The organism is Sphingobacterium suaedae (genome assembly GCF_042684625.1).
In the GTDB taxonomy this organism is placed as follows: Bacteria; Bacteroidota; Bacteroidia; order Sphingobacteriales; family Sphingobacteriaceae; genus Sphingobacterium; species Sphingobacterium suaedae.
This window is the reverse complement of the sequence record NZ_JBHULR010000004.1, coordinates 370,954-384,268: the sequence shown is the minus strand read 5'-3', so window position 1 is coordinate 384,268 and position 13,315 is coordinate 370,954. Positions and strand designations below refer to the sequence as shown.

Here is a 13,315-nt window from a genome sequence, read left to right as displayed (position 1 = left end):
ATGATCAAGAACTATATAAAAATTGCTTGGAGAAATCTATTAAAGAATAAGGCCTTTTCTGTCATCAATATTTTTGGATTGGCTGTTGGTATGGCGGGAGCTCTGCTCATTGCACTATGGTTGCAAAATATGATGACAATGGACCGTTTTCACGAAAAAAATGATCGACTTTATATCATGAGTAATCGTGATACGAATAAGGGCGAAAAATGGGCTTGGGCATATACACCGAAAATATTAGGCCCATCCTTGGCTGTTGATTTCCCAGATGTTGAAGCATTTTCACGCTACGACGAAGGCCATCAATTTTTGACGACTTTCCAAGAAAAAAAATTGATGGCCAATACGGTATTTATTGATCCTGGATTCTTTGACATGTTTTCCTTTCCATTCGTTAAAGGAGACAAAAACTTGAAATTTGATAGCCCCAACGCTATCGTCTTAACCAACAGGTATGCAAAAGCCCTATTCGGCGATGAAGATCCTATCGGAAAATCGGTTAAAATAGATTCTGCGAACCAAGTGGTTGTACAAGCTATACTCGAAGATCTGCCAACCACTTCTAGCTTCCGATTTGATATTCTCCTACCCTACGCATATGCTAAAAAAATAGGTTATACAGACGACAACTGGCGCAACAATTCAGTCAGCACTTATATTTTATTGAACGAAGGCACAGCATTGTCCGAATTTAATGCCAAGATCAAAACCTACTCCCGGGATCATATAAATGCTGATAATAGGGCTGCGGGTGGAGCATCAGCAAGATACACTGGAGAGTTATTTGCATTCCCCTATCCCGACGCTTTTCTGTACAATAGCGGTAAAGGAGGAAATTATACCTCCGGACGCATAGACATTGTCAAACTATTTGCGTGGATCGGCGCTTTCGTTTTATTAGTAGCTAGTATCAATTTTATGAACCTAAGTACAGCCCGTTCAGAACGGCGTGCAAAAGAGGTAGGTGTCCGCAAGGTAATTGGTGCTCGTAAAAAAAGCTTAATTGCACAATTTTTGGCGGAAAGTCTGCTGGTCAGTTTGTTTGGCATGCTCGTGGCTACGCTCTTTGTTTTTATAACGCTCCCCTTCTTCAATGAGCTTGTCGGCAAACAACTTTCGTTGTCATTTCTTGATTTCCGAACATGGCTTTTCTTACTGTTCTTTGCTATATTCACAGGGTTATTGGCCGGTATCTATCCGGCATTTTTCCTTTCGTCTTTTCGTCCTATTCATACGTTAAAAGGAAAATTTGCGGCTAAAACAAGAGGACTGAGTGTTCGCTCGATATTGGTTGTAACGCAATTCAGTCTGGCCATTGTGCTGATCATTGCCACCGTCGTTGTCACACAACAAATCCACTATACCAAACAACGTGACCGCGGTTACAATGAAAATGGCCTCGTATATACCGGCATTAAGGGAGAGCTGGAAAAGAACTACGGGCTTCTTCGAAACGAGTTATTAGCCAGTAACGCGGTTGTCTCCGTTTCTAAAAACATGTCGCCCGTGACAGAAATTTATAGCAACGGCTGGGGGTTTACGTCGGGTATATCAACAGAAGAAGACAAACGAATTTCGTATAATCGCTTCAGTACCGACGCCAATGCTATAGAAAACCTAGGGTTGACATTGATACAAGGCCGAGATATCGATATTTACAAGTTTGCTACCGATAGTTCCGCCATGCTACTAAATGAATCAGCGGTAAAAAGCCTTCACCTTACTGACCCCATAAATAGTATTGTCGATGGAGATGGGAAAAAATGGACTGTCGTCGGGGTTGTGAAGGACTTTATAATGGGCTCTCCATTTGGAGACCACAAGCCAGTAGTCATTTTAGGCCCCAGATCTTGGTTTACAACCATACATTATCGGTTGAATACCAACCGCAGCACCTCAGACAATCTAAAGATCGTTGAATCCATCTTTAAAAAATTCAATCCAGACTATCCCTTTGAATATCAATTCATCGACAAAACATACGAACGAAAATTCACTGAAACAAAAGCCATCGGTACGCTTGCTATGGTCTTCGCTGGGTTGACCATATTTATTTCTTGCCTCGGATTGTTAGCATTGATCGCTTATATGGCCGAAACACGCATGAAGGAGATTGCTGTGCGAAAGGTATTAGGCGCAAGCGCTGCACAAGTGATGTCCTTGCTATCTATCGATTTTATCAAACTTGTGCTTATTGCCATCGTCATCGCATCTCCGCTCGCTTGGTGGGCTATGAATACTTGGTTAGAAGATTACAGCTACCGCATAAAAATCGAATGGCATTTCTTTGTGCTGGCCGGACTAATGGCACTATTCATCAGTCTAGTAACCATAAGCTATCAGGCCCTAAAGCTGCGTTCAGCAACCCTGTTGATAGCCTACGGGATGAATAACCCAAATGCCATTTGGAACCACATATCAAACAACTCATACCTGAACATGATTAAGAGCTATAAATACTACGAAAGATGAATGGGCTTAAACTAACATTACGAAAATTATGGAAAAGCAAGCTTTTTACGGGGCTTAATATCCTAGGGCTAGCGATTGGTATCAGTGCTTGTTGGATGGTCTTCAGGATTGTAAATTATGAGTTCAGTTTCGACAAATCGCATCCTGAAAAAGAACAGATTTATAAGGTCTATATGCAATATATAGACAAGGAGGGTACGCACGATTTCGACGGTATTCCTATGCCCCTGTTCAGGTATATCAAGGATAATTTTCCGGAAGTAGACCTAACCGTACCTTTATTTAAGCGTAGCGTAGAACAAATAATTTCTTCGTCAGCACACGACCATGCTCCTGCGTTTATTGACCAAGATCAAATCTTTGCGACTTCCCCGGATTATTTTACCATGGTGCCGTATGTTTGGTTGGCTGGAAATGCTACACATGCTTTTACCCGCGTAAACGAAGTTGTTCTTACGGAATCCCGTGCCAAACTCTATTTCCCGACGCTAAATATTCAAGACGTTGTTGGAAAAGCCCTTAAATACGACACAACGACTTATACGATTACAGGCGTTGTCCAGGATTTGTCAAAGCCGAGTTCATTTGTCGGAAAAGAATTCTTAAGTATGCCACACCAGGATCCCAATATTGACAACTGGGATTTTCATTTCTCGAATAACCAGCTGTTCATTAAACTTCGCAGAGATACAGATGCCGCACCTATGCTACAGGCCCTGGCAAAAAAAATGGACGAAATACGCTCCGTTAGCTACAAACACAAGGATGAAAGAGAATTTTTTGCACTAGCTCCATTATCGTCCTTGCACTTCAATGCGGCCATCCAAAACCATGTCGACAAAAAAATTCTTTACGGACTCGTCGGTATCGGTGGCTTTCTTTTGCTTTTAGCGTGCATCAATTATGTCAATTTGTCGACCGCACAGGTACCCTACCGCGCAAAAGAAATCGGTATACGAAAAACCTTGGGTGAGCAGCCTAGCCATATTACTTTAAACTTTCTGCTGGAGACATTTCTGGTATCCGTTCTGGCATGGATCCTATCCTGGCCTCTCACAAGGATGCTTGCGATGGCTTTGCAAGACTATATACCGGCGGATATAAATCTGTATGCAGACGATCTGGCCGTGACAGGATTTATTGGGGCGCTATTGCTATTCATCACATTGATTTCCAGCTTATATCCTGCGTTCCTTATCAACAGATTGCAGGTGGCAGATGTCATCAAAATAAAGGGGGCGGGCAAGCTTTCTTTGGGTAGTCTATCTCTGCGAAAAATACTGATCGTGCTCCAGTTTGTTATCGCCCAAGTATTTGTCATCGCGACATTTGTCGTAGGGTTACAACTAAAGCATATGCTATCGAGCCATGTAGGCTTCGAAAAAGAGGCAGTCCTCAACATGCGCGTGCCCAACAGGGGTTTTGAAAAAGCAACGGCCGATCCCTTCTTGCTGAAACAAGCCTTGCAAAGATATAGCGACATCTCGCATGTTTCCTTGGGACACCGACCGATGGAGCCCAGCTACTGGGGAAATTACATATTTAAACACGGCGATGCCAAAGAAAACGGCTTCGGTATACAAATGAAATATGCTGATCCAGACTATTTAGATCTTTTCCATATCAACTTGTTGGCAGGACGCAAACCCACCCTAGCGGATAGTACAACGGGCATTCTGCTGAACGAGTCTGCCATCCAGTTGTTGGGTTTTAAAACACCGGAAGAAGCTATTTCTAAACAAGTAGAGCTGATGGAGCAAACCTGGCAAATTATTGGCGTCATGGAGAATTTCAATAGCCGAAATCTGCGTAATCAGATCAATCCAATTTCTTTAGTCACCACCAACAAGCGTGGCCCCCTCACGACATTTAACATCAAACTCAGCGGGGATGTCAAGCAATGGAACACAGCGTTGGAAAATATAGAAAAAGAATGGAAAAAAATATACCCCTATGCTGCGTTTAGGTTCGAATTTTACGATCAGGAGATTAAGAACCTCTATCAGACGGACTTCCGTCTCGCCAAAATCATTAACCTATCTACGGTGGTTACCCTTTTGCTGGGATGCCTGGGGCTGATCGGACTGGTCACGCTCACTGCCTACCAACGCACCAAGGAGATTGGTATCCGAAAGGTGCTGGGCAGCTCGGTATTGGGTATCGTAGGTCTGCTCTCGCGGGACTATATCAAATTGATTGGCCTAGCCATTTTAATCGCTTGCCCGATAGCGTGGTGGAGCGCAGATAAATGGTTGTCTGATTTCGCCTACCGCATTAATATGGAATGGTGGATGTTGCTCACTGCAGGAGTGTCGACAGCTCTTATTGCCTTGACCTCCGTGAGTTATCAAGCCATAAAGGCCGCACGTGCGAACCCTGTAAACAGTCTACGGGATGAATAAACGAGATTTTAACCTCACCCCACCATCTAATCGTTAAGACATGATAAAGAATAATATAAAAATTGCTTGGCGTAATATTACAAAAGCCAAAGGACTTTCCACTATACACATTTTCGGTCTGGCAGTAGCCATTGCCGCGGCTACATTATTGTACTTGACCGCGATGTTTGACCTTTCCTACGACGATTTTCATGCCGATCGTGATAAGATCGGATTGATGTATACTAGCAGCGAACCGGTACAGGGAATACGCCGTAGTTCCACCATGCCCGCACCTTTTGCACCAGCTTTAAAAGCTACGTTGCCGAACGTTAAATTAGCCAGCCGCTATGCGAATTCAGGAGTTATTTTGCGGTACGGTGATAAGCAACTGGAATCCACAAACAAATATGTGGACCCGGATTTCCTCGCTATCTTTAGCTTTCCAATCGTACATGGTCATGTAAATGCGCTTAGCGATCTGAATAACTTGGTCGTGGATGAGATGACGGCGGAAAATCTCTTCGGCACCGATCAAGTCATCGGAAAACACGTGGAGGTCTATGCCGGAGGCAGCTGGAGCACAAAGACAATTTCTGCGGTTATCGCTACCATCCCCACTCATTCGAGCTTGACATTCAACAGCCTATTGCGCTTTGAACAAAAACCAGGCTATCTGGCGCAAAAAGAAGATTGGGAGCATGAAGACCATTTGGTTTTCGTGAAGATGGCTGACCCGATAAATGATGTAAGCTTCACCCAGCAAGCGAAAGCATTTATGGATCTCTATTATAAAGACGAAAGTAACATGCTAAAAAGAGATGGTGCGAAAGTGGACAAAAATAGCGCCTACGTGTCCTTACACATTTTGCCCATATCGCAGTATCATCGGAATGACTTGGATTTAGGGCAGTCCGGTTCTCCTTTATTTCCGTGGATATTATTATTGATTGCAGCCCTTATTTTATTTATAGCATGTTCCAACTTTATCAATCTTTCTCTAGCCAATGCGATGACCCGGCATCGGGAAATGGGCACACGCAAAACATTGGGTGGCTCAACCCGTCAATTGATTGCGCAACTCTGGACAGAGTCGTTTCTTCTTTGCATGACCGCCCTCTGCATCGGTTTGGTGCTAGCTTGGGTATTGCTGCCTGAATACAACGCGATGATGAACTACACGTTGCGTGTCCAGCAGCTTTTCCGTCCCGCTAACATCGTGTACGCGGTATTAACCTTCAGTATAATTACCCTAATTGCGGGCGGATATCCCGCTTGGCGTATTGCCAAAATCAGTATCATGCAGACATTAAAAGGCAATTCGGATGTAAAAACAGGTGGTCTGAGAAACAGTTTGACCGTGCTGCAATTTACGATAGCGATTGTATTAATTATCGCCACCATTGTGATCAGCGCGCAGCTTCGGTACATGGCCGACCGACCTCTAGGTTTCGATAAATCAGAAGTAGTCAGTATTCCCATCGGTGAAGGTGTGGATCCGCAGACAGTCTTGCAGCAGATGCGTGTAGAACTAGCCGCCCAGCCCTGGGTACAGGGTGTCAGTGCTTCTGACATCAATATCGGCCGCGGCCGTGACGGAAGCATGTCAACAAGTAAGTTCGGGTTTGACTTTGAAGGCAAGCAGATATCAACCAATTTTATGCGTGTAGATTATGATTATCTAAACACTTTAGGGATCAAGCTGATAGCAGGACGTGATTTTGATAGGTCGTTCGCTACAGATACGAACGCCGTCTTGGTCAATCAACAAATGGCAGCTGTACTCGGTGGTACCGCTAACGTATTGGGGAAAACTATTTCGATGGATGGCAATCCGCAAGTCATTGGGATTATTGATGACTTTAACTTCCAAGATCTCCGGCGCACGGTAGCTCCATTGACCATTTCAATCAACCCGAGGATATTCTCCCTATCGTATATCTTTGTACGCGTTAAGACAGCGAATCTACGTGAAACGTTGAATCGGGTAGAGCAGCTCTGGAAAAAGGTAAACCCAAAAGCAAGCGTTCCGGCCTCATACCTCGATGAGAACACGCAAAATATGTATAAAAGCGAACAACGACTCGCACAGATTATTATAGGCGGCGCCGTTGTCGCTATTGTTATTTCTTGTTTGGGTCTATTTGGCTTGGCCCTACTCATGATCAACAGACGAATCAAGGAGATCGGAATACGGAAGGTTCTGGGGTCTTCGGTCACAAACATTGTCATTCTCCTGTCGAAGGATTTTATAAAGCTAATGGCTGTTGCTTTTGTGATAGCGGCTCCGTTAGCTTGGTGGATGATGAATAATTGGCTCCAGAGCTTTGCCTACCGCATTCCAATTGCCTGGTGGATGTTTGTTGTCGCCGGCTTGTTGACGTTGGTTATCGCGGTTGCGACCATCAGCTGGCAAACATTGCGCGCAGCAATGGCCAATCCGGTGGATAGCCTGCGAGACGAGTAAGATATAAAATAGCATAGACCATCATTTAAGCCCATGATCAAAAATCAAATTAAGATTGCTTGGAGAAGCATCTTCAAAAGAAAGTTTCACAGTTTCATCAATCTAGCTGGACTAGTTTGCAGTCTAGCATTTGTCTTACTCATCGGCGCCTATATTTGGCAAACATACCAGGTAAATTCAAGCCTTCGGCATAAAGACAGGCAGTATGCTTTACAAAGTTCTTACAAAGAAGCGGGTATGGGTCTGGATCTGACAACGGTCGGTGCACTCCCTCGCGCACTGAAAGAAGAGTATCCACATTTGGTAGCAAACTACTACCGTATTGACGGACTCACCTGCATTGTCTCAAACGGAACGAACGTACATGAAGAGAACGTATCCTTAGGTGATGCCAGTCTTTTAGGAATGTTCGGTTTTGAATTGCTTGGGGGCAATGTTCAAACCGCACTATCCTCGCCTTTTTCCGTCGTCCTGAAGGCATCCATGGCCATGAAGTATTTTGGTAGGACAGACGTCGTTGGTCAGCGGCTAACGATCCGCAACTTCGCTGGCAACAAACACGAATTTACAGTAACCGGGATACTAAAACCAACGGAGGCAAACACGGTAATGGAGCTGATGCCGGCTATGCGAGCGGGCGTGTTTATACCATTGTCCAATGAAGATTTCTTTGGTCGAGACGTAGATAATTGGGCGAACCTTTGGATTGCCAGTTTTGTGGAATTGCAAGAAGGTGTTCGCCCCGAACAGCTGGAAGAACCAATTCATAGCTTGCTAACAAAACATGCTGATGAGCGGGTGGCGGCAAGTTTACAGCCTCTGCTGAAGCCACTACAAACCTACTACCTCGACGATAATAACGGAGCTATCCGTCAGCTAATACGTACGCTCGGTATAACCGCGACGTTCTTGCTGCTTATGGCTGTTATCAATTTTGTCAATTTCACGATCGGGCAGAGTGTAAGCCGACTGAAGGAAGTCGGCGTGCGCACAATCATGGGAAGCAATAAGAAGCAACTCGTTTCTCAGCTGTTGACCGAATATACGTGCATGGTCGCTCTCGCTGGGGTCTTAGCGCTAGTGTTATACCCGTTATTATCACACCTTTTTGCAGGCATCATGGCACAGGCCTTACCTGCTCTCTGGGACCTTCCGCTTTCGTTCTTTGCGGCGTTTACAGGAGGCGTCCTCCTGTTGGGTTTATTATCAGGTTTGTATCCCGCGCTAAAACTAGCAAGCAACCCATTGCTTGCTTCTATCCAAAATCAGCTTGCTAATTTTGGAGGCAAACACCATCTCCGGCGCGCGCTATTGTTTTTACAATTTGTGGTCGCGATCGTCGTATGGATAGCGTCGATAGTAATAAGTAAACAAGTGGACACGTTTGTTGACGGACATCTAGGATACAACAAAGATTATTTACTGACGGTTCAAGTACCGCGAGACTGGTCTACACAAGGACTTAGCCACATGGAACATATACGACAAGAATTCAGCCGCTTGTCGCAAGTACAAGATATCAGTTTATCCTATGGGGTACCGGGATCATTGGGTGGCGGTGTGCAGCAAGTACGCAAGTACGGCGCCGAGCAGCCCATCGATGCATTGCTGATCACTTCCGATCAATTTTTTGCATCGACCTACCAAATACCCGTAGTCGCTGGCCATTTCTTTACACGAAGAAGACAGGATCGGCTTTCGGACAATCAGGTGGTCATTAATAAAAAAGCGGCTTTAGCTTTCGGATACTCCGAAGCTGAACAGGCCTTAGGCCAGCAGATTAGTCTATTCGACAATCAGTACATAGGGAAGATAGCCGGCATCACAGAAGATTTCTTCGCGAATTCCATGCATACCGAGTCTCCGGCTGTGGTCTGGTTGCCGGTTACCGCCAGCAATCAGTATCGCTTTCTATCCATCCGGTTGCGTCCAGGCTCAATGCACCAAGCCATAACGGAACTGGAAACGCATTGGAAACGCTTGATGCCTGATGCGCCGTTTGAAATACAGTTTATGGATGATACCATCCAACAGATGTATACCACAGAGCGCCAATTGCTGCGTGCTTCACAAACAGCTACTGCGGTATGTATCTTTATCGTAGCGCTCGGCGTTATTGGCCTGACCACGCTTGCATTGAACCTCCGTATGAAGGAGATCGGAATCCGCAAGGTACTTGGGGCATCCCTGTCCGATTTGGTGCAGCTGTTCGGCAAAGAATTCTATATCGTATTCGCTTTGGCGTTGTCTGTCAGCCTCCCACTTACGTGGATCCTTATGAAAGATTGGTTGATGAATTACGCCGTTCGGATGGAACTAAGTGGTATGATTTTTTTAACACCTATAATCGGTATTCTCCTCCTCTTACTTTCAATAATTACGATCATCATTATTCGCTCGACAAAGGTTAACCCTATCCGTCACTTGAGGAATGAATAAAACGACACCCTAAACCATCCCTTATCACAACATAAGTCAACGTTTTTTATAAATAATTTTTCTTTGAATATAAAAATATCTACCTTTGAGCTAATAATCCTGTATTCCTGCTCCGCGTGAAAAATAGAAACTAATTATACAATATAGGATCCCATTAGCGTTTTACTTTTCTAATCAACTCCCATTATGGACGAACGTGTTCTTTGATGTATTGTATTTTTTAGTGTAGATAGGATTGAGGCTGTGAGAATGTTCTGATGAAATTCAATACCAATCATTCCCCTCGTCTCGTTGGACACCAAGATAACGAGACATCACATGTCGAAAGATATATACACCAATCTTGCGAGGCTTAGGCACTACTCTTCGCAAGTTGAATGGTATACCACTATTTGTTCAAGAACAATAAAAGACTGACCATACAGATCGCATCCATATCATTATCACATGTGCCAATTCCATGCCGTAGATCCAGCTGCTGTCTCCTTCCCGCCCGTCGAAATGACAAAAGAAACAAGAGAAAGGTATATAGTCCGAGCGAGCGGAGACGCGCCATGATCCGGTAGGGATCAAAAAGCACATAATGAGGCTCCTTGTAGCGCCGTAGGATGAGGGTAGACGCCATTCGCTAAATATCCTTTCTTTTTTATCCAAACATTCTCCGATCCATAGTAAAAAACCAATACGCCATGCTCACGGCTGAACAGCTTTCGTGACTCTCCAACGCTTCCGCTCGACGTGTCCGGGATCACGAAATGCTGTTCTTTATGCGACTAACCAACGAACAACTATATGAGAATTCTCTTTCGTGCCTATTTGGGAAAGACCGTTCAGACTGCGTGTTTTGTTTGCAACGGGCTTTGGTTGAACAGCATTAACAAATAGTTTCCAAATCCGTGTGTGCACTAATGACGAGCAGCCCTAGCGTTGTCTGTCCGCTGACGGACGGCTACTGTTCGATATCGAACAGTAGCCGTTTGCCACTTAGACAATAAACAGCTAAAATACAACATCTTACATTTGTGGCGCATCGATTGCAATTTCCTACACGAAAACGGAAAGTACACTTTAAAGCTGCTTACGTATGTGGAAAAATAATATAAAGATCGCTTGGCGCAATATCCGAAAGAACCGGGGTTTTGCGCTATTGAATATCACAGGACTAACAGTCGGTATTACGTGTTTTTTGTTATTAGGTGCGTATATCGTACACGAGATGAGCTACGATCGTTTTATACCGAATGCCGGGCGGATTGCGTACGTATCCTTTGCTTATAAATCACCCAATGATGTTGACTTCCATTATTCTGGTGTAACTCCGTCTGCTGTGGCTCCCACGCTACAAAAAGAATTCGCAGAGGTCGAGCGGGCCGTACGTCTATACCACTACAACCAAGAAGGTCTGATTCAAAAAGACAACGAACAAATTAAGGAGACAAAGCTACGCTTTGCGGATGAAGCTTTCTTCGAAGTAATCAACTATACATTCTTAGCCGGCAATGCAGCACAGGCTCTATCAGCTCCCTATCAAATTGTCTTATCCGAAGCGCTGGCCAAAAAATACTTTCCGGCGAGCGAAGCTTTGGGACAAACTTTACAAATAGACGGACAGCCCTGGAAGGTGTCTGGAGTGGTACCTACCCCGCCTTCGTATACACAATTGCCTTTTGATGCTATCCTTTCTAATAAACATCTTCAACGCTATCAGGAACCTCAATGGCATAGTGCCAATGACGTAACCCTGGTTTTGCTCAAGAACGAAACATCCTTCGGCACATTAGAACAAAAAGCTAATAGCTATATCCAAACGATGTTTGCAGACGTATTTGACAGTGGATCGGCCTTGAAAATACATCTGGAGCCGCTGCCCGATGTGCACCTCTATTCCAACGTTGGTAGTGGGAACCTGACTTATGTGTACATCTTTGGTGCATTGGGCCTCAGCATCATGGTAATAGCCTGCGTCAATTTCGCCAACCTCAGCTTAGCCCGATCTGCTGAGCGCACTAAAGAGATCGGCGTAAAGAAAGTCTTAGGCGCGAGTAGAAGAGCTTTGTTCTTTCACTTTCTGGCAGAATGTAGCATGATGGTACTCGCAGCGCTAATACTCGCTATGTTGCTTGCGTACTTTCTCCTTCCTGTATTTGCGGTATACATTGGTACAGTGATACAACTCAGTTTTCAATCCAGCATACTTTTTTATCTGGGTGTACTAATATTCGCCGTATGCATTGCCCTGCTCGCAGGGAGTGGTCCTGCATGGGTGATTTCTGCCTTTAAACCTACCCAAAACATACAGAGGAAAACTTGGGGAAATGGCAAAGGTCCCTCTTGGAGGAATGCCCTCGTCGTTTTCCAGTTCACGATATCGACCCTGTTCATCATTTGCACCCTGGTAACGACGAAACAGCTGCATTATATACAGACTAAAAACACAGGGCTACAACGCGCACAGATGGTCGTACTAGATGGGGATATTTTATCCAGCGCAGACAGATCAGCGTTGAAAAATAAGCTTTTAGCCTGCCCGGAGATTATTGGATTTAGCGCTTCTTATGACTCGCCGGTCAATATCCAAGGTGGCTATAATGTGAATAAGGCCGAAGGAAAAAGCGCCGACTTCCGGTTGAGTGTTACGGCTATTCCCATCGAGAAGGACTTTGTTTCGGTTTTTGAGATTCCGATCGTTGCGGGCGAACCTTTAACAGATGGAGATATAGCCCGCGCACAAGATACTACGGACGCACGTCGTTACAGCTTTGTGGTCAATGAGCAATTCGTACAAGCCATGCAGTGGACACCAGAATTGGCCATTGGGAAACAGATCAATCTAAATGGAAGGCAAGGCCGCATTAAGACCGTTGTACAAGATTTTAACTTCGCATCCTTGCGGGAAGATATACAGCCTGTGGTTCTTTTTCCGGAATACAGTTACTTCGGGAACGTCTTTGTCAAAGTGGCGACGGGGAGCAATATGCGACAAGCACTAGACCGTATCCAACACGTTTGGAAAGAGGTGAAACCACAGGCTCCATTTACGTATCACTTTTTAGATGATGACTTCACCGCTTTGTACCAACTGGAAAAGCAGACCAGCCGTACCATGCTACTGTTTTCCATCATTACCATTGGGATCGCCTGCATGGGCTTGTTTGCCTTGGCGGCTTTCCAGGCCCAAAAGCGTATTAAAGAAATAGGCATTCGCAAAGTTTTGGGTGCGTCCGTCGGGAAAATCGTATCGTTGTTAACAGCTGGCTTTCTAAAAATGGTGATGCTCGCCCTCATTCTAGCGGTCCCGATCGGGTGGTGGGTTATGCGCGGATGGCTCCAGCATTTCGCCTACCGCATCGCATTAGACTGGTGGATATTTCTTATCGCGGGCTTATTGGCCGTCGGCGTAGCCTTCCTAACGATCAGCGGGCAGGCTATGCGCGCAGCGAGGACAAACCCGGTCAATAACCTTCGAGACGAATAGATGTACAAAACTTAATATAAAAAGCAATGAATAAAATGACGTTACTACTGTTGCTTGATTGGGGTACGCTTCTAGGAGCAC

General features: G+C 44.9%; 6 protein-coding genes. 5 read left to right on the top strand and 1 reads right to left on the bottom strand.

Annotated features, from left to right (window positions below):
* Genes ACFSR5_RS11205 through ACFSR5_RS11190 form a run of 4 tightly spaced genes read left to right on the top strand, consistent with a single transcriptional unit; the run spans position 1 to position 9,759 of the window.
* Positions 1 to 2,472, top strand: coding sequence for an ABC transporter permease (locus ACFSR5_RS11205; RefSeq protein ID WP_380903751.1), 2,472 nt, complete (start codon positions 1 to 3; stop codon positions 2,470 to 2,472).
* Positions 2,469 to 4,874, top strand: a complete 2,406-nt coding sequence (locus ACFSR5_RS11200; RefSeq protein ID WP_380903749.1) for an ABC transporter permease — start codon at positions 2,469 to 2,471, stop codon at positions 4,872 to 4,874. Before ACFSR5_RS11205 ends, ACFSR5_RS11200 begins: the two co-directional genes overlap by 4 nt.
* A gap of 40 nt (positions 4,875 to 4,914) precedes the next feature.
* Positions 4,915 to 7,320, top strand: a complete 2,406-nt coding sequence (locus ACFSR5_RS11195; RefSeq protein WP_380903747.1) for an ABC transporter permease — start codon at positions 4,915 to 4,917, stop codon at positions 7,318 to 7,320.
* Positions 7,321 to 7,353: 33 nt separating this feature from the next.
* Positions 7,354 to 9,759 carry an ABC transporter permease gene (locus ACFSR5_RS11190; protein ID WP_380903745.1) on the top strand — a complete coding sequence of 802 codons (2,406 nt, stop codon included), beginning with the start codon at positions 7,354 to 7,356 and terminating at the stop codon, positions 9,757 to 9,759.
* A 388-nt stretch (positions 9,760 to 10,147) separates the two neighbouring features.
* Here the strand turns inward: ACFSR5_RS11190 and ACFSR5_RS11185 are convergent, their stop codons facing one another.
* A complete protein-coding gene (locus ACFSR5_RS11185; protein ID WP_380903743.1) occupies positions 10,148 to 10,384 on the bottom strand; it encodes a hypothetical protein in 237 nt (78 codons plus the stop codon).
* A 459-nt stretch (positions 10,385 to 10,843) separates the two neighbouring features.
* On the opposite strand from ACFSR5_RS11185, the gene ACFSR5_RS11180 reads away from it, so the two are divergent.
* Positions 10,844 to 13,234 carry an ABC transporter permease gene (locus ACFSR5_RS11180; RefSeq protein ID WP_380903741.1) on the top strand — a complete coding sequence of 797 codons (2,391 nt, stop codon included), beginning with the start codon at positions 10,844 to 10,846 and terminating at the stop codon, positions 13,232 to 13,234.
* The last annotated feature ends 81 nt before the right edge of the window (positions 13,235 to 13,315 follow it).

Bases quoted from the DNA above. Each gene is read 5' to 3' on its own strand.
- ACFSR5_RS11185 (WP_380903743.1), bottom strand. From the start codon at position 10,384: ATGGCGTCTACCCTCATCCTACGGCGCTACAAGGAGCCTCATTATGTG.
- ACFSR5_RS11205 (WP_380903751.1), top strand. From the start codon at position 1: ATGATCAAGAACTATATAAAAATTGCTTGGAGAAATCTATTAAAGAAT.
- ACFSR5_RS11195 (WP_380903747.1), top strand. From the start codon at position 4,915: ATGATAAAGAATAATATAAAAATTGCTTGGCGTAATATTACAAAAGCC.
- ACFSR5_RS11200 (WP_380903749.1), top strand. From the start codon at position 2,469: ATGAATGGGCTTAAACTAACATTACGAAAATTATGGAAAAGCAAGCTT.
- ACFSR5_RS11190 (WP_380903745.1), top strand. From the start codon at position 7,354: ATGATCAAAAATCAAATTAAGATTGCTTGGAGAAGCATCTTCAAAAGA.
- ACFSR5_RS11180 (WP_380903741.1), top strand. From the start codon at position 10,844: ATGTGGAAAAATAATATAAAGATCGCTTGGCGCAATATCCGAAAGAAC.